Source organism: Pseudomonas sp. 67(2021), assembly GCF_017491835.1.
Taxonomy (GTDB): Bacteria; Pseudomonadota; Gammaproteobacteria; order Pseudomonadales; family Pseudomonadaceae; genus Aquipseudomonas; species Aquipseudomonas atacamensis.
The window spans coordinates 20,853-39,061 of sequence record NZ_JAFGYL010000013.1 but is presented as its reverse complement, the minus strand read 5'-3'; the positions used below and the strand labels follow the sequence as shown (position 1 = coordinate 39,061).

The 18,209-nt window shown below is 60.4% G+C and carries 14 protein-coding genes; 5 read left to right on the top strand and 9 right to left on the bottom strand.

Annotation, left to right across the window (positions count from 1 at the left end):
- Positions 1-57: 57 nt before the first annotated feature.
- From J5M66_RS16835 to J5M66_RS16825, 3 genes are all read right to left on the bottom strand, one after another.
- The gene (locus tag J5M66_RS16835; RefSeq protein ID WP_136492163.1) at positions 58-924 is read right to left on the bottom strand and encodes a carboxylate/amino acid/amine transporter; all 867 of its coding nucleotides are present in this window, start codon (positions 922-924) and stop codon (positions 58-60) included.
- 361 nt (positions 925-1,285) lie between these two features.
- Positions 1,286-1,885: an FMN-dependent NADH-azoreductase gene (locus J5M66_RS16830; protein WP_073472882.1), complete on the bottom strand. Its 600-nt coding sequence runs from the start codon at positions 1,883-1,885 to the stop codon at positions 1,286-1,288.
- Positions 1,886-2,117: 232 nt separating this feature from the next.
- Positions 2,118-2,432, bottom strand: coding sequence for a hypothetical protein (locus tag J5M66_RS16825; RefSeq protein WP_016771198.1), 315 nt, complete (start codon positions 2,430-2,432; stop codon positions 2,118-2,120).
- Between the two features lie 49 nt (positions 2,433-2,481).
- Between J5M66_RS16825 and J5M66_RS16820 the strand changes: the two genes are divergently transcribed.
- The 4 genes from J5M66_RS16820 (at position 2,482) to J5M66_RS16805 (ending at position 6,711) form a co-directional block, all read left to right on the top strand.
- The gene (locus J5M66_RS16820; RefSeq protein ID WP_016771199.1) at positions 2,482-3,405 is read left to right on the top strand and encodes a LysR family transcriptional regulator; all 924 of its coding nucleotides are present in this window, start codon (positions 2,482-2,484) and stop codon (positions 3,403-3,405) included.
- Positions 3,406-3,419: 14 nt separating this feature from the next.
- The gene (locus J5M66_RS16815; RefSeq protein ID WP_125917798.1) at positions 3,420-4,223 is read left to right on the top strand and encodes an alpha/beta hydrolase; all 804 of its coding nucleotides are present in this window, start codon (positions 3,420-3,422) and stop codon (positions 4,221-4,223) included.
- 3 nt (positions 4,224-4,226) lie between these two features.
- On the top strand, positions 4,227-4,790 hold the full coding sequence (locus J5M66_RS16810; protein WP_016771201.1) for a peptidylprolyl isomerase: 564 nt from the start codon (positions 4,227-4,229) through the stop codon (positions 4,788-4,790).
- 88 nt (positions 4,791-4,878) lie between these two features.
- Complete coding sequence (locus tag J5M66_RS16805) at positions 4,879-6,711, top strand: ABC transporter ATP-binding protein (protein WP_207808770.1); 1,833 nt, start codon at positions 4,879-4,881, stop codon at positions 6,709-6,711.
- A 117-nt stretch (positions 6,712-6,828) separates the two neighbouring features.
- Here the strand turns inward: J5M66_RS16805 and J5M66_RS16800 are convergent, their stop codons facing one another.
- Positions 6,829-7,953 (bottom strand): GNAT family N-acetyltransferase, encoded by a 1,125-nt coding sequence (locus J5M66_RS16800; protein ID WP_207808772.1) that lies wholly within the window; start codon positions 7,951-7,953, stop codon positions 6,829-6,831.
- A 281-nt stretch (positions 7,954-8,234) separates the two neighbouring features.
- Between J5M66_RS16800 and J5M66_RS16795 the strand changes: the two genes are divergently transcribed.
- Complete coding sequence (locus J5M66_RS16795) at positions 8,235-9,557, top strand: putative porin (RefSeq protein WP_207808774.1); 1,323 nt, start codon at positions 8,235-8,237, stop codon at positions 9,555-9,557.
- 143 nt (positions 9,558-9,700) lie between these two features.
- On the opposite strand, the gene J5M66_RS16790 is transcribed toward J5M66_RS16795, so the two are convergent.
- From J5M66_RS16790 to aceK, 5 genes are all read right to left on the bottom strand, one after another.
- Positions 9,701-9,937: a zf-HC2 domain-containing protein gene (locus J5M66_RS16790; RefSeq protein ID WP_130900119.1), complete on the bottom strand. Its 237-nt coding sequence runs from the start codon at positions 9,935-9,937 to the stop codon at positions 9,701-9,703.
- A complete protein-coding gene (locus tag J5M66_RS16785) occupies positions 9,931-10,542 on the bottom strand; it encodes a sigma-70 family RNA polymerase sigma factor (RefSeq protein ID WP_041478829.1) in 612 nt (203 codons plus the stop codon). The genes J5M66_RS16790 and J5M66_RS16785 overlap by 7 nt, the downstream gene beginning before the upstream one ends.
- A gap of 135 nt (positions 10,543-10,677) precedes the next feature.
- Complete coding sequence (locus tag J5M66_RS16780; protein WP_130909987.1) at positions 10,678-11,799, bottom strand: beta-ketoacyl-ACP synthase III; 1,122 nt, start codon at positions 11,797-11,799, stop codon at positions 10,678-10,680.
- 453 nt (positions 11,800-12,252) lie between these two features.
- Positions 12,253-16,164: an ATP-dependent RNA helicase HrpA gene (gene hrpA / locus J5M66_RS16775; protein ID WP_207808775.1), complete on the bottom strand. Its 3,912-nt coding sequence runs from the start codon at positions 16,162-16,164 to the stop codon at positions 12,253-12,255.
- A 139-nt stretch (positions 16,165-16,303) separates the two neighbouring features.
- The gene (gene aceK / locus J5M66_RS16770; protein WP_207808777.1) at positions 16,304-18,025 is read right to left on the bottom strand and encodes a bifunctional isocitrate dehydrogenase kinase/phosphatase; all 1,722 of its coding nucleotides are present in this window, start codon (positions 18,023-18,025) and stop codon (positions 16,304-16,306) included.
- Between the last annotated feature and the right edge of the window lie 184 nt (positions 18,026-18,209).

Below are 18,209 nucleotides of genomic sequence, written 5' to 3'. Positions count from 1 at the left end.
GTCGACCCATACTTATCTGACCCAACGCCTTCGCGAGCAGGCTCGCTCCCACAGGGGTTATGCGGCGGCCGGGGATTTACGGATGCCCAACCGACTGATCCACACAGCCGCCAGAATCACACCCCCGCCAAGGAACAATCTCCCCAGTTCCTCATGCTGATTCCAGATCAGCAGATTCAACAACAATCCCACCGGCACATGCAGGTTGTTCATCACCGCCAGGGTGCCGCCGTTGACCATGCACGCGCCCTTGTTCCACCAGTACAGACCCAATGCGGTCGAGACCAGACCGAGAAACAGCAACACGCCCCATTGCAGCGGCGCTTCCGGTAGAAAGTTCGACTTGCCGAACAACAGGAACGCTGGCAGCACAACCGCCAATGCACCGAGGTAGAAATAACCGAAGCGACGGTAATGCGGCAGGTCACTCGGATGCTTCGCCACCAGATGCTTGTACAACACTTGCCCGGCGGCATAAGTGAAGTTGGCCAGTTGCAGCAGCAGAAAGCCCATGAAAAAGTCGGGACTGATGCTGTCGAAGCGAATCACCGCCGCACCGCCCACGGCTACCAGCGCAGCAACCAATGCCCACGGATTAAAGCGGCGGTTCAGCGCGTCTTCGATCAACGTCACGTGCAGCGGCGTGAGAATGGTGAACAGCAACACCTCCGGCACCGTCAGCACACGGAAGCTCAGGTAAAGGCAGACGTAAGTCACACCGAACTGCAACGCGCCGATCAGCAACATGCCACGCATGAACGCCGGCTCCACCGAACGCCAGCGTGTCAACGGTATAAACACCAGCCCCGCCAGCACTACACGCACCAGCACCGCGAAGTAACTGTCGACATGCCCGGCCAGGTATTCGCCGATCAGACTGAAGGAAAACGCCTGGATCAGCGTCACAAAAAGTAGATAGCCCATGTTCGCCTCGAAAATCGAATGGCGGCGACGATAGCGGGTTTTGCGCCAGACCGCGAACCCTCGAACAACACAAATCCCTGTGGGAGCGGGCTTGCCCGCGATGAGGGAGGGTCAGGCAAGTATTTGTCGACTGACACTCCGCCATCGCGGGCAAGCCCGCTCCCACAGGGACTTATGTGAAATTCGGATGTGCAGTGTTCAGAAAAATCGCAGACAAAAAAAAGCCCGATCTCGCTAAAGCGTTCAATCGGGCTACAGCACTCAGGAGCAAAAGTGCAAAGGGAGGTTCGATGCGCGTGGAACCTTGAAGGGGTTGCGCCAGGTCACTAGACCATCCAGCGATTATCTGGCGATTAACCGATCAAGCGACCTGAGACAATTTGGCGTTGGCCTGATTCAGGCCCTTCTCCTGGAAGTCACCGCCCAGGTTCATGCCCTCGGCATGGATAAAGGTCACGTCGTTGATCCCGATGAAACCCATCACCTGGCGCAGGTACGGTTCCTGATGATCCGCCGGGCCACCGGCATACACACCACCGCGAGCAGTCAGGACAAAGGCACGCTTGCCGTTGAGCAGACCTTGCGGACCGGTTTCGGTGTACTTGAAGGTCACCCCGGCGCGCAGCACATGATCCAGCCAGGCCTTGAGCGTGCTCGGGATCGCAAAGTTGTACATCGGTGCGGCCATCACCAGCACGTCGGCGGCAAGCAGCTCATCAGTCAATTGGTTGGAGCGGTCCAGCGACGCCTGTTCGCTGTCGTTGCGCTGTTCGGCGGGTTTCATCCAGCCACCGAGCAAGTTGGCGTCCAGATGCGGCACCGGGTTCGCGGCGAGGTCACGCACGGTGATCTGATCGGCAGGGTGCGCGGCTTTCCACTGAGCGATGAAGGTCTGGGTCAGTTGACGGGAAACCGAGTCTTGCTGGCGGGCACTGCTTTCGATGATCAGAACGCGGGACATGGTGTGTAGCCTCCATCCGAATATGTTGTAAGTCGATGGAGTGAAGGTTAAACAGAGTCGAATCGATGAAAAAGCGCAAATAATTGCTGCAAAGCATCGAATAATTAGTTTAGATGCTGACACATACCCTGTGGGAGCGAGCTTGCTCGCGAATTGGCCGTATCAGTCGACATCATTGTTGAATGACATACCGCCTTCGCGAGCAAGCTCGCTCCCACAAGGGTTCGCGGTGCTATTTCGGGGTGCAGGTCAGTTTGATGCGCAGCTTGATGATCTCTCGGGTGAACTTGGCCGTGGCGTTTTTATGCTTGCCTGCCGGGACATCGATGCTGCGCGTGCGTGGTGCTTCCGGGCCGTTGCTGAACACCGCACGGCAGGTCGCATCGACATCACCGTAGTTGGCCACGCGGATCGAGCCGATGTCGTTGTCCGTGTCGTAAGTCTCGTAGTCGATCTTCATGCCGTTGAGATCCTTTTGCACGTCGATCGGATAGGCAAACGCGGTCAACGGCAGCAGCGCCAGCACCACACAACAGAATTTTTTCATTCGGCAGTCTCCATGAGGGACGGCCAGCTTAGGACAAGAGGAGCTATTGATGAAAGCGCCCCGCGTGACCCTTGATCAATGGCGAACGTTGCAGGCCGTGGTCGACCACGGCGGATTCGCCCAGGCCGCCGAGGCCCTGCACCGTTCGCAATCGTCGGTGAGCTACACCGTCGCCCGCATGCAGGATCAGCTCGGCGTGCCATTGCTGCGCATCGACGGGCGCAAAGCTGTGCTCACCGAAGCCGGCGGCGTATTGCTGCGCCGTTCGCGGCAATTGGTCAAACAGGCCAGCCAATTGGAAGACCTCGCCCATCACATGGAGCAAGGCTGGGAAGCTGAAGTGCGGCTGGTGGTCGATGCGGCCTACCCGAGCGCGCGGATCGTCCGTGCCCTGACCGCGTTCATGCCGCAGAGTCGCGGCTGCCGCGTGCGTCTGCGCGAGGAAGTGTTGTCGGGCGTCGAGGAAGTGCTGCTCGAAGGCGTGGCGGATCTGGCCATCACCGGCCTGAGCATTCCGGGCTACCTGGGTGCGGAATTGAGCGATGTCGAGTTCGTCGCCGTTGCCCACCCTGATCACCCGCTGCATCGGCTCAACCGCGAGCTGAGCTTTCAGGATCTGGAAACCCAGATGCAAGTGGTGATCCGCGACTCCGGCCGCCAGCAGCCGCGCGATGTCGGCTGGCTCGGCGCCGAACAGCGCTGGACCGTCGGCAGCCTCGCCACCGCCGCGACCTTTGTCAGCAGCGGCCTGGGCTTTGCCTGGCTACCGCGGCACATGATCGACCGGGAATTGAAGGATGGTTCGCTCAAGCTGCTACCGTTGGACCGAGGCGGCAGCCGCAATTCGAGTTTCTATCTGTATTCGAACAAGGACAAACCCCTGGGCCCGGCCACGCAAATCCTTATCGAACTGCTGCGCACCTTCGACACCTTGCCGCTGGACGCACCGTTTGCCGCCCCCGAACAAGCCTGACACGGAGTTCACCGATGGCGTATTTCGAGCACGAAGGTTGCAACCTGCACTACGAGGAATATGGCCACGGTGCGCCGTTGCTGCTGGTTCACGGGCTCGGCTCGAGCACCCTGGACTGGGAAATGCAGATCCCCGCGCTGGCCGCGCACTACCGGGTGATCGTCCCGGACATACGCGGCCACGGGCGCTCGGACAAACCCCGCGAGCGCTACAGCATCGCCGGGTTCAGCGCCGACCTGCTGGCCTTGATCGAACACCTGCGCCTCGGCCCGGTGCACTACGTCGGGCTGTCGATGGGCGGGATGATCGGCTTTCAACTGGCTGTCGATCAGCCGCAAGCGCTCAAGAGCCTGACCATCGTCAATAGCGCGCCACAGGTCAAATTGCGCAGCCGCGATGATTATTGGCAGTGGTTCAAACGCTGGAGCCTGATGCGCCTGCTCAGCCTGGAAACCATCGGCAAAGCCCTCGGCAGCAAACTTTTCCCCAAGCCGGAACAGGCCGATCTGCGACGGAAAATGGCCGAACGCTGGGCAAAAAACGACAAACGTGCTTATCTCGCCAGCTTCGATGCGATCGTGGGCTGGGGCGTTCAGGAACGACTTTCCCGGGTGTCCTGTCCAACGCTCGTCATCAGCGCCGACCGTGACTACACACCGGTGGCGTTAAAGGAAACCTATGTAAAACTGCTGCCGGATGCGCGGCTGGTGGTCATTGACGACTCGCGCCATGCCACCCCGCTCGATCAACCCGAACGCTTCAATCACACGCTGCTGGATTTTCTCGCCACAGCCGACCTTCACTCTCAGGATCACTGACCCATGCTGAAAAAACTCGCCCTCGCCGCCGGCTCCGTACTGTTTGCCGCCAACCTGATGGCTGCTACCCCGGCCAAGGCGCCCCACGTGCTGCTGGACACCACCAACGGCCAGATCGAAATCGAACTGGACCCGGTCAAGGCACCGATCAGCACGAAGAACTTCCTTGAATACGTCGACAGCGGCTTCTACAACAACACCATTTTCCACCGCGTGATCCCGGGTTTCATGGCTCAGGGCGGCGGCTTCACCCAGCAGATGCAACAGAAAGAAACCAAGGCGCCGATCAAGAACGAGGCCAGCAATGGCCTGCACAACGTTCGCGGCACCCTGTCGATGGCGCGCACTTCCAACCCTGATTCGGCGACCAGCCAGTTCTTCATCAACGTCGCCGACAACGCGTTCCTCGACCCGGGTCGCGACGCCGGTTACGCGGTGTTCGCCAAAGTGGTCAAGGGCATGGACGTCGTGGACATCATCGTCAACTCGCAGACCACCACCAAACAAGGCATGCAGAACGTGCCTGTCGACCCTGTGATCATCAAGTCGGCCAAGCGCATCGACTGAGTTTCGCCGGGCATATCGAGCGGCGTGGGGCTGAGCCTGCGCCGCTCGCACTGATAAAAGGAGAGCCCGGATTCCGGGCGGTTATCTGATGCTCTATCGCCGTTTCGAACAACTGATCGATATCTTCCGCGACGCCCCGACGGCGTCCCCGCCGGACCGCGTCTGGCCCTTCTACGTCTATTACCTGAAGCAGGTCTGGCCAAGTTTTGCTGCCCTGCTCGTCATCGGCCTGTTTGCCTCGTTGATCGAAGTAGCGTTGTTCAGTTACCTGAGCCGCATCATCGATCTGGCCCAAGGCACGCCCAACCCGAATTTCTTCAGCGACCACGCCCTCGAATTGACCTGGATGCTGGTGGTCGCTCTGGTGCTGCGACCGATCTTCTTTGCCCTGCACGACCTGCTGGTGCATCAGACCCTGAGCCCCGGCATGACCAGCATGATCCGCTGGCAGAACCACAGTTACGTGCTCAAGCAGAGCCTGAATTTCTTCCAGAACGACTTCGCCGGGCGCATCGCCCAGCGCATCATGCAGACCGGCAACTCGCTGCGCGATTCTGCCGTGCAAGCGGTGGACGCGCTGTGGCACGTGGTGATCTATGCGATCAGCTCGCTGGTGCTGTTCGCCGAGGCCGACTGGCGCCTGATGATCCCGCTGCTGACCTGGATCGTCGCTTACATCGGCGCGCTGTATTACTTCGTGCCGCGGGTGAAGGAGCGCTCGGTGGAAGCCTCTGACGCGCGCTCGAAACTGATGGGCCGTATCGTCGATGGCTACACCAACATCGCCACGCTGAAACTGTTCGCCCACACCAACTTCGAACAGCACTACGCCAAGGAAGCCATCGAAGAACAGACCGTCAAAGCGCAAATGGCCGGTCGCGTGGTGACCAGCATGGACGTGGCGATCACCGCGATGAACGGCCTGCTGATTGTCGGCACCACGGCGCTGGCATTGTGGCTGTGGACGCAGTCGCTGATCACCGTCGGCGCGATTGCCTTGGCCACCGGCCTGGTAATCCGTATCGTCAACATGTCCGGCTGGATCATGTGGGTAGTCACCGGCATTTTCGAAAACATCGGCATGGTCCAGGACGGTCTGCGCACCATCTCGCAACCGGTCAGCGTCACCGACCGCGAGCAGGCCAAACCGCTGGCCGTGGCCTCGGGCGAAGTGCGTTTCGAACACGTGGATTTTCACTACGGCAAGAAGAGAGGCATCATCGGCGACCTCAATCTGACGATAAAACCGGGGGAGAAAATCGGCTTGATCGGCCCGTCCGGCGCCGGCAAATCGACCCTGGTCAACCTGTTGCTGCGCCTGTACGACGTCGAGGGCGGGCGCATCCTGATCGATGGGCAGAACATTGCCGAAGTCGGCCAGGAAAGCCTGCGTGCGCGGATCGGCATGATCACTCAGGACACCTCGCTGTTGCACCGCTCGATCCGTGACAACTTGCTTTACGGCAAACCCGACGCCACCGACGCCGAACTGTGGGAGGCGGTGCACAAGGCTCGCGCCGATGAGTTCATTCCACTGCTATCCGACGCTGAAGGCCGCAGCGGTTTCGACGCGCATGTCGGCGAGCGCGGGGTGAAACTCTCGGGCGGTCAGCGCCAGCGCATCGCGATTGCGCGGGTGCTGCTCAAGGACGCGCCGATCCTGATCATGGACGAAGCCACCTCGGCACTGGATTCGGAAGTCGAAGCAGCGATTCAGGAAAGCCTCGAGACCTTGATGCAGGGCAAAACCGTGATCGCCATCGCCCACCGTCTCTCGACCATCGCGCGCATGGACCGTCTGGTGGTGCTGGAAAACGGCAAGATCGCCGAGAGCGGCACCCACGCCGAACTGCTCGCCCATCGTGGTTTGTATGCACGGTTGTGGGCGCACCAGACCGGAGGGTTTGTCGGTATCGATTGATCGCGCGATATGATCGTTCCCACGCTCCGCGTGGGAATGCCTCAAGGGACGCGGAGCGTCCAGTGACGCGGAGCGTCACGGCCTGCATTCCCACGCAGAGCGTGGGAACGATCATGGTCAGGTGTGGCGATAGGGCAACGCCGTTCGGGCCTCTTCGGCATAGGCCAGAACCCCGGCGCGCTCTTGCTGGAGGAAATCCTTCACCGCCGCTTTCAGCCCCGGATGGCGCAGGTAATGCCAGGAATGGGTGATCACCGGTTCGAAGCCGCGAATCAACTTGTGCTCGCCCTGTGCCCCGGCATCGAAACGCTGGATGCCTTGGGCAATCGCGTAATCCATGCCCTGGTAGAAACACGTCTCGAAATGCAGCCGATCAAACTCGGCCAGGCAACCCCAATACCGCCCGTAGAAACTGTCGCCACCGACCAGACTGAACGCCATCGCCACCGGCCGGGAGCCCTGTTTGGCCAGGACCACGCGAATCGCTTCGGGCATGCGTTCGGCCAGCAGGCTGAAGAACTCCCGCGTCAGATATGGCGCCTGACGCCGCACCGCGTAGGTGTTGGCATAGCAGGCGTACACGAAATCCCACTGTGCCTCGTCCAGCTCACGCCCCTCCAACCACTCGAACTCAAAGCCCTGCCCCGCCACCTGCTCGCGTTCCTTGCGCATCTGCTTGCGCTTGCGTGAGCTGAGAGCGTCGAGAAAATCCTGAAAGTCGCGGTAACCACGGTTCTGCCAGTGATATTGACAGCCGATGCGCTGCAGCCAGCCCGGTTGCTCGGCCATCGCCGCATCGGTAAACGGATCAGTGAAATTGATGTGCGCGCTGGAGAGCTCTTCGACCTGCAAATAGCCGGGCAGACTTTTCAGCAGTTCGAAACCGTCCTCCACTGTTGCCGCCAGCAAGCGCGGGCCGCTGACCGGACTGAAGGGCACGGCAGTCAGGAGTTTGGGGTAGTAATCGATGCCGGCACGCGCGCAGGCGTCGGCCCAGCCGTGATCGAAGACGTACTCGCCGTAGGAGTGCCACTTGCGATAACTGGGCAGTGCGGCGATCAGTCGATCATCTTCGATGTGCAGCAAATGCTCCGGCTGCCAGCCTATATGCGGGCCGACACTGCCGCTGTCTTCCAGCGCGCTGAGGAAGGCGTGACGCAGGAACGGCTGGTTGTCCGGCACCAGCGCATCCCAGCTTGCCGGGGCGATTTCTGACAGGTCTTGCAGGCGTTGCAACGGCATTCACTGGCACTCCACAGCTTGGCGACAAAGCCCGGCGAGTATCGCTGATCGCGACCCCGTTGCACACGCTCAATCGGCCGACAGCGCTCTAACTCGATAGTTCACGCCTGATCCGCATCGTCATCAACCTGCCATCACTGTGCCACCGCCCTGTCATAAACCATCGCGATACTGGCGCCTGTTTTTAGAGCGCCGGGTTCTAACCCGGACACAGTTTTCCGGCCTTCAGGCCGGTTGTGCCCAGGATGGTTCAGCCATCCCCTTCATCTTCGGAGATTGCTATGCGTCTTGCTTCCACGAAAACTGCAGCGGCCCTGTGCGGCGGCTTGTTGCTGGCCATGAGCGTTCCGGCCAGTGCTGCAGTCGACGCCAAACTGTTCGACATGCTCAAGGCCAACGGGTCGATTTCCCAGGCGCAGTACATCGAGCTGCAAACAGAACTGGCCAAGGATCAGAAGGCTCAGCAAATCGCCCAACAGGCGCAGCAGGAAACCAACGAACAAGTAGCGGCGGTCGCGAAGAAGACCAACGAACAGAGCCTGTTCGATCAGAAACTGGCCTGGGCGGCCAAGACCCAGTTCAAGGGCGACGTCCGTATCCGTCAGGAAACCATCAAGATCGACGGCGAGCCGAACAACGGCGGCCGCGACAAGGACCGCCAGCGCATCCGTGCGCGTCTGGGCGCCTATACCGAGATCAACCCGCAAGTCGACACCGGTATCCGTATCGCCACCGGCGGCGGTGACGACGCGCGCTCGACCAACCAGGATCAGGACAACTACTTCGACAAGAAGCAGATCTGGCTCGACCTCGGCTACATCGACTATCACCCGGATCAGATCAAGAACCTGCACGTGATCGGCGGCAAGATGCTGCAACCATGGGTGAGCATGGGCGACGTGATCTGGGACAGCGACATCAACCCGGAAGGTCTGGCCGTTACCTACAAATACCCACTGGGCGGCAGCGCCGAACTGTTCGGCAGCCTGGGTAACTACAACCTCAAGGACAACGTTGACGGCGACGGCGTGCAATTCCGCCACGACCTGCGCCTGACCGCTGGCCAGTTGGGCAGCCGCTTCAACATCACTGACAACCTGAAGATGACCGTCGGCGGCAGCGTTTACGCTTACCAGAATGACGATGACAGCCGCTGCACCGGCACCTCGACGCCGTGCGCGCTGGCAGTCAACGGCAACTCGGCCGACAACGAATTCCGTCTGTATGAAGGGTTCAGCCAGATCGACATCGGCGGCCTGCCAATGCCGCTGTCGTTCTACGGCCAGTACGTGAAGAACAACGATGCCGTGACCGATCAGGACACCGCATGGTTGCTCGGCGCCAAGTCGAAAGTCTTCGGCTTCAACCTCGACTACAACTATCGCGACGTGCAGCGCAACGCCGTGGTCGGCGCCTTCACCGACTCCGACTTCGCCAACGGCACCACCGGTTCGCGCGGGCACAAGTTCAAGGTCGGTTACGACATCGACAAGAACTTCGCCGTCGGCGCCACGTACTTCCTGACCAAGGCCGACTTCGCCAGCCGCAGCCAGCGCGATGCAGATGCCAACACCCTGCAGTTGGATGCTGAAGCGAAGTTCTAAGAAAACAGCTACAAGCTTCGAGCGACAAGCTGCAAGTCACCGCTCCCCTTGCGACTTGTCGTTCGAAGCTGATGTCCTGCAGCCCGGTGCAATGCCAGCGATCCCCATCATCCGTTCGCTGACGCTGCCCCGGGCTGACTCTTTCAAGGACTGTCGTCGCGCCTCTGCGTCGCCAGACGCTCAGCCAAAGCATCCACTCCCTCTTCCGGTTGTTCCGGCAGCGCCTTCAGGGTTGCCTGCATCACGCGCATCTGCCGCATGAAGCGCCGGCAATTGCGGCAGAACAACAGGTGATGACGCACCATCAGCGTCTCGCGAAAGCTCAGTTGGCCATCGAGATAATCGCTGGATCGTGCCACTTGCTCCTTGCAGGTCAACATTCTCCTGTCTCCTCAAAATGTTCCACGGTCGCGAAGACCTTCAAGCGTGCCCGGTGCAGCAGCACGCGGACATTGGAGAGCGAGATCTCCAGAAGATTACAGATTTCTTCCAGCTCCAGACCCTGGCGTTCGCGCAACAGCAGGACACTGCTCTGCAACTCGGACAGACTCAGCAACGTGTGTTCGAGGCATTCGCGCAGTTCGTTTTCGGTGAGCAGCGCCTCTGGGGTGTCCTGATGCCAGGCAAATGGCGCGACCAGCCAATGACCGTCGCTCGAGGAAAATCGATCGTCACCGATGGTGCCGTGAGGTGATGGCAGGTCGTCGAGCAGGACTTCCCGGCGATTGAGCTTGTAGCGACTCTTGGCCGAATTGGCGGTAATGGTCAGCAACCAGGTTTTGAGGCTGGACCGGCCTTCGAAACTGGCCAGATGGCGCACCACCGACAGCCAGGCATCCTGCACCACTTCCTCGACATGACGCTGGCCGACAATCGCGTAAGCCACCGCGCGCATGGCGCTCTGATAGGTGGTGACCAGTTCCTTGAAAGCCTTTTGCTCCCCCGCCAGCAAGCGCGTGAGCAGTTGGGTGTCGTCAGCCGCCATCCATCAATCCCCTTGTCCGGACTTCGAAAATGAACGCGGCAGGTGTGCACCTGCCGCGACGTCCGAAAAATTACAGCGTTTCAGCCGCTTCGAATGTAGGAAAGATCGACGCGATTAAGGGGAAATTAACCTGTTTCAGCGCTTGCGCAGCAACACGCTACCGATCGAATAACCAGCACCGAAGGAACTGAGCACCGCCAGCGAACCCGAGGCCAGATCATCTTGGTATTTGTGGAAGGCAATGACCGAACCGGCCGAACTGGTGTTGGCGTAGCTGTCGAGAATCACCGGCGCTTCTTCTTCAGTGGCTTCACGGCCGAGCAGCTTGCGCACGATCAGGTGGTTCATGCTCAGATTGGCCTGGTGCAGCCAGAAACGCTTCACGTCGCCGACGTTGAGCTGATTCTCTTCCAGGTGCTCGCCAATCAGCTCGGCGACCATCGGGCAGACATCCTTGAACACCTTGCGGCCTTCCTGCACGAACAGCTTGTCGCGGGCACCGATGCCCTCTTCTGCCGCTCGGTTGAGGAAGCCGAAGTTATTGCGGATGTTGTTGGAGAACTTGGTCAGCAATTTGGTGCTGACCACGTCGAACTGGTACTTGGACGTCGCCAGATCCGCGCGCTCGATGATCACCGCAGTCGCGGCATCGCCGAAGATGAAGTGGCTGTCGCGATCACGGAAGTTCAGGTGCCCGGTGCAGACCTCCGGGTTGACCATCAGGATCGCCCGCGCCTGGCCCAGTTGCACGCTGTTGGCGGCGGCCTGGATGCCGAAGGTGGCGGAAGAACACGCCACGTTCATGTCGAAACCGAAACCTTCAATGCCCAGTGCTTCCTGGACTTCGATGGCGATGGCCGGGTAAGCGCGTTGCAGGTTGGAGCAGGCAACGATCACGCCGTCGATATCGGCTGCGGTTTTGCCGGCTCGTTGCAGGGCTTGTTCGGCAGCGCCAACGGCCATCTGGCAGAGCACCGACCATTCATCGTTGGAACGCTCGGGCAGGCGCGGGGCCATGCGTTGCGGATCGAGGATGCCGTCCTTGTCCATGACAAAGCGGCTCTTGATGCCCGAGGCCTTTTCGATGAACGCGGCGCTGGATTCGGTCAGGGCCTGGACTTCACCGCTGGCAATCGCCTCGGCGTTATCGGCGTTGAACTGGGCGACGTAGGTATTGAAAGACTGCACCAGCTCTTCGTTGGAGATGCTGTTGGCCGGTGTGTACAGGCCGGTGCCGCTGATGACGACGTTATGCATGGTCGTTTCTCTAATCTGTTCAGGCAGAAAGTGCTGGAACCGTCGTACCAACACGCAAAGGGTCTATTCCCATCCGGGGGACGCAAACCTGGCATCGTTTTATTCCGCAGCGCGACACGGCCGAAGGCTCTGGGTCGCGAAACGGCGGGTTATGATGGCGAAGTTTGCCATAAACCCAGAATTTTGGCGCCTTTCTCCTGCTCAACTCGATCCCTGCAGGAGCTGCCGAAGGCTGCGATCTTTTGATGATCGTTCCCACGCTCCGCGTGGGAATGCAGCCCGTGACGCTCCGCGTCACTGGACGCGGAGCGTCCCCAGAGGCATTCCCACGCAGAGCATGGGAACGATCGATGAACCGAGCTCGCAGGTTTTGGGGCGGCTTCGCCACCCAGCGGGGATAAATCCCCTCGCCACAAAGACCGCTTCCTCAGGGGGATTGTGTATGGCTGCAGGTCAGGGCTCGACCTGGCTCCACTGTTTGCTCAGGCGCTTGTCGGAGATCGGCACTTTGGTGCCCAACTGTTGGGCGAACAGCGACACGCGGTATTCCTCCAGCCACCAGCGGTACAACTCCAACTGCGGATCGCGCTTGCCTTCCTGCGCATGCTTGGCCGCGCGGGTCTGGTATTGCGCCCACAGGCCAGCGAGTTCGCCGCTCCAGACCCGATCTTTCTGCACCTGTGCGCCGAGTTTCTCGAAACGTTGCTCAACCGCTTTCAGATAACGCGGCAACTCCTTGAGCCACTGCATCGGCGTTTCGCGGACGAAACCCGGATAGACCAGATTGCCGATCTGTTGCTTGATGTCGTTGAGTGCCACTGCCTGGGCAAGATCGATCTTGCCCTTGAAGCGTTTTTGCAGACCGTGCCAGATCTTGAGAATTTCCAGAGTCAGCCGCGCAACCCGCTCGGCGTGCTCCGTCCAGTTGCCGCGTTTGCGTTCGGCCAATGCCGCCAATCCGGCGCCATCGCGGGGCAACGGGTCTTCACCTTCGAGAATGCAACTGTCGAGACTGGCCAGCAGAATGTCTTCGACCAGCGCATCGACCCGGCCCAGTTCGCGATACAGCAAGCCCAATTCAGTCTGCCCGGGCAACTTGCCGCGCAGGAATTTCGCCGGCTCGGCCAGTTGCTGCATGAGCAAACGCTGCAAGGCGCGACGATGCTGGAACTCGGCCTCGGCGGGGGTAGAGAAGCGTCCCTCCTTGACCGTGCCGCCCTCTTCCACCAGCGCCGGGTAGACCGTCATCGACAACCCGGCGATCTTCTGCTGGGTCTTTTCCGCCACCGGGGCAAAGACTTTTGCCTCGACCGGTTGCTGACTTTTCGCACTCTGCGGCACCGCCAGCGCGGCCTGGCTGGCTTCGGCGAAGCGTGCGGTCAGCTCAGCCAGATCGCGGCCTTCGCCAAGGAACTTGCCCTGGCCATCGACGATTTCCAGGTTCATGCGCAGATGGCTCTCAACCTGCTGCGCCGCTTCCGCCCACGCTTCATCGCTGACCCGCGCGCCGGTCATGCGCAGCAGCTCGCGACCGAGCGCTTGCGGCAGCGAACCTTCGGCGAAAGTCATGCGCTGCAACGCGGCCTTGATGAAGTCCGGCACTGGCACGAAGTTCTTGCGCAGGGCTTTCGGCAGATTGCGCACCAGAGCAATGCACTTAGCCTCGATCAGCCCCGGCACCAGCCATTCCAGACGCTCCGGCGGCAGCATCGGCAGCAACGGCGCCGGCACGCGCAAGGTCACGCCGTCGCGCGGGTGATTGGGCTCGAAATGATAAGTCAGCGCCAGTTCCAGATCGCCAATGTGCAACGTATCCGGGTAATCACGGGCGGTGACTTCGCTGGCCTCGCGGGCCAACACGTCTTCTTCGCGCATGATCAGCAGTTGCGGATCTTTCTGGCTGTTGACCTTGTACCAACTGTCGAAGGTCGCGGTCTGGTGGATCTCGGCCGGCAGACGTGCATCGTAGAAGGCGTAGAGGGTTTCTTCGTCGGCGAGAATGTCGCGACGGCGAGCCTTGGCCTCCAGTTCGTCGAGCTGCTCGAGCAGTTTCTGATTGGCGCTCAGGCATTTGGCCCGCGACTGAATCTCGCCGCGCACCAGGCCTTCGCGGATAAACAGCTCACGGGATACCACCGGATCGACCGGGCCGTAATGCACCGGGCGGCGACCGACCACGATCAGGCCGAACAGGGTGATCTGCTCGTAGGCGACGACCTGGCCCCGCTTCTTCTCCCAATGCGGCTCGAAGTGATTCTTCTTGATCAGGTGCCCGGCCAGCGGCTCGATCCAGTCGGCATCGATCTTGGCAACCATCCGCGCGTAGAGTTTGGTGGTTTCCACCAGCTCAGCAGTCATCAGCCACTGCGGGCGCTTCTTGCCGATGCCCGACGACGGATGAATCCAGAAGCGCCGTTGCCGCGCGCCGAGGTAATCGCCGTCTTCGGTTTTCTGGCCGATCTGGCTGAGCAAACCGACCAGCACCGCTTTGTGCAGCTTCGGGTAATCCGCCGGCTCTTTGTTCAGGCTCAGCTGCATGTCGCGGCAGATCAGGCTCAACTGGCGATGAGAATCACGCCATTCGCGCAGGCGCAGGTAATTGAGGAAGCTCTTCCGGCACCAGTTACGCAGCGGGTTGGCGGTCAGCGCTTGGCGTTGTTCTTCAAAACCACGCCACAAATTGACCAGCCCGGCGAAGTCGGAATCCGGATCCTTCCATTGCGCATGGGCCTGATCCGCCGCTTGCTGACGCTCCGGCGGACGCTCGCGCGGGTCCTGAATCGACATGGCGCTGGCGACGATCAGCACTTCCTGCAAGCTGCCGAGCTTGGCCGCTTCGAGGAGCATGCGGCCCATGCGCGGGTCGACCGGCAAGCGCGCCAACTGGCGACCGAGCGGCGTCAGCTGACTGTTGCGATCTACCGCCGAAAGCTCTTGCAGCAGGTTGAAACCGTCGCTGATTGCCTTGCCGTCCGGCGGTTCGATAAACGGGAACGCGGTGATTTCGCCGAGGCGCAGATGGAGCATCTGCAGGATCACGGCGGCGAGGTTGGTGCGCAGAATTTCCGGATCGGTAAATTCCGGGCGCCCAAGGAAGTCCTCTTCGCTGTACAAACGCACGCAGATACCCGGCTCGACCCGCCCGCAACGACCTTTACGCTGATTGGCGCTGGCCTGGGAAATCGCTTCGATCGGCAAGCGCTGAACCTTGGCCCGATAGCTGTAACGACTGATGCGCGCGGTGCCGCTGTCGATCACATAGCGAATGCCCGGGACGGTCAGCGAAGTCTCAGCGACGTTGGTCGCCAGCACCACGCGGCGGCCCGGATGCGACTGGAAAATCCGCTGCTGTTCAGCCGGCGACAGGCGCGCGTACAGCGGCAGGATCTCGGTGTGTTTGAGCTGGGCCTTGCGCAACATGTCGGCGGCGTCGCGAATCTCGCGCTCGCCAGGCAGGAACACCAGTACATCGCCGGGGCTGCGCCGTTCGCTGCGCTCGTAGGCGGCGATTTCGTCGAGGGTGGCGAGAATCGCCTGATCGACGGTCAGGTCGTCCTCGACCCGGTTGCCCTCTTCGTCCTGCTCCAGGCTCAGCGGCCGGTACCAGGTTTCCACAGGAAAAGTACGGCCCGACACTTCGACGATCGGCGCGTCATCGAAGTGCTTGGAGAAGCGCTCCAGATCGATGGTCGCCGACGTGATGATGACCTTGAGGTCGGGACGGCGTGGCAGCAGGGTTTTCAGGTAGCCGAGGAGGAAATCGATGTTGAGGCTGCGTTCGTGTGCTTCGTCGACGATGATCGTGTCATAGCGTTCCAGATAACGATCGTTCTGGGTTTCCGCCAGCAGAATGCCGTCGGTCATCAGTTTGATCAGGGTGTTGGAATCGCTTTGATCTTCGAAACGCACCTGATAGCCGACCAGCGCTCCGAGCGGCGTGCCGAGTTCTTCGGCGACACGGCTGGCGACACTGCGCGCGGCGATCCGACGCGGCTGGGTATGGCCGATCAGACCGTGCTGGCCGCGACCGATTTCCAGGCAGATCTTCGGCAACTGGGTGGTTTTGCCCGAACCGGTTTCGCCGGCGATGATCAGCACCTGATGTTGCTCCAGGGCCTTTTTGATCTCGTCGCGCTTGGCCGCGATCGGCAAACTGTCGTCGTAACGAATCACCGGCAGGCTCGCGCGACGCGCCAGTACCTGATCACAGGACGCCTGCATCCGCGCCACCCACTGGGCCAGTTTGGCCTCGTCGGGTTTCTTGCGCAGCTCAAGCAACTGCCGCCGCAGCCGGTGACGGTCGGCGAGCATGGCGTGATCGAGGTTTTTCAGCAGTTTGTCGATGGAGGGCGATTCGTCGGTCATCGGGTAGGCAATTCGGTCGTCTATTTATGCAGGGGGCGGATTGTCGCAGAAAAGCAGCTGCAAGCGCCAAGCTACAAGCCGCAAGTCACTGCGGCTTTCAACTTGCAGCTTGAAGCTTACCGCTTGCAGCTGCGTCTTGTTATTCGTTGTCGAGGCCCTTGCGCCGGTATGGGAAGACGTCGATGACTTTCCCCGCCCGAATCGCCTCCTGCAAGCCCTTCCAGTAATCGGCGTTGTACAACTCGCCATGCAATTGATCGAACAATTTCCGCTGCCCGGCATCGGCAAACAGGAACGGCGGAAACTCCTCGGGAAACACGTCCAGCGGTCCGATCGAGTACCACGGCTCAGAGGCCATTTCATCCTCCGGCGTGCGCGGTTGCGGGATGTGGCGGAAGTTGGCTTCGGTCAGGAAGCAAATTTCGTCATAGTCGTAAAACACCACGCGCCCGTGACGGGTGACGCCGAAGTTTTTCAGCAGCATGTCGCCGGGAAAGATATTCGCCGCCGCCAGTTGCTTGATCGCCAGACCGTAATCTTCCAGCGCTTCACGTACCTGGGCGTCGTTGGCATTTTCCAGATAAAGGTTGAGTGGGGTCATCCGCCGCTCGGTCCAGCAGTGGCGGATCAGCACGGTTTCGCCTTCGACCGAAACAGTGGATGGCGCGACCTCTAGCAGTTCTTCGAGGCACGCCGGATCGAACTTGCTCAGCGGAAAACGAAAGTCGGCAAATTCCTGGGTATCGGCCATGCGACCGACCCGATCGACGCTTTTCACCAGACGATACTTTTCGATCACCGTGGCGCGATCGACGTTCTTCGACGGTGAGAAACGGTCCTTGATGATTTTGAATACGGTGTTGAAACCCGGCAGGGTGAACACGCTCATGACCATGCCGCGCACGCCCGGGGCCATGATGAACTGATCGTCGGTGTTGGCCAGGTGATTGATCAGCGCGCGGTAAAACTCCGACTTGCCGTGCTTGTAGAAGCCGATCGAGGTGTACAACTCGGCGATGTGCTTGCCCGGCAGAATGCGTCGCAGAAAACCGATGAACTCCGCCGGCACCGGTACATCGACCATGAAATACGAACGGGTGAAAGAGAAAATGATCGACACATCGGCTTCGTCGGTGATCAACGCATCGATCTGAATGCCCCTTCCTTCGCGGTGCAACAGCGGAATCACCAGCGGCCATTGCTCATCGCGGGTGTAAATGCGTCCGACCAGATACGCGCCCTTGTTGCGGTAAAGCACCGAGGAAAACAGCTCGACGCTTAGCTCCGGGTCCTTGCACACCCAGTCCGGCAGGTTCTCGCGCAATTGCGCTTCGAGCCGCAGCAGGTCGCCAGGCAAATCGGCGTAATCTTCGCTGAAGCGGTAATCGGAAAAAATACTCGCGAGCATCCCGGACAACTGGCCCTGCGGCTTGTATGTGCGGGTTTGCGCGGCGCGGGCTCGGCGCAGGCTCGGGCGTGTGGTGTGGATGAACATGCAGCCGTCACTGATCAGATCGTGGCTGAACAACCCGCAGAAAATCGAGTTGTACCAGGTTTCCGAAAGCTCATCGTCGAAGCGCAAGTCGATCACACTGATGTAGGCGCTTTTCACCAGCGGCCAGCAGCTGACGTTCATCAGGGTTTCGTCGTCGAAATACTCGCGCAGGCGAGCGACGGTTTCGCCAACCTTTTCTTCGTACAGACTGATCCGCGCCGCCGAGGCGACCTGCGCCTCCTGCCAGCGCGCCTGTTCGAAGCGCTCGCGCGCGCCGTCGGTGATGCGGCGGAAATGCTCGCGGTAATCGTCGAAGCCGGCGAGGATCATCCGGGCGATCTCGGTGGCTGGCCATTGCTGCGACATAAATGAAACCTCGGCGGGAAATCGATTCGTTTGAGCTTAGTCACGGAACCGTCCGCAGGAAAAGCGCAATTTCTGCCAAAACCGATACCGGGGCGACCGTTGACGAGGTTTCTCGTGCCGATGCATCGGCAAGCAGAATTAAAAGCCCGAATAGCGGTTGCCATGATCCGGACGCTCGGCAACA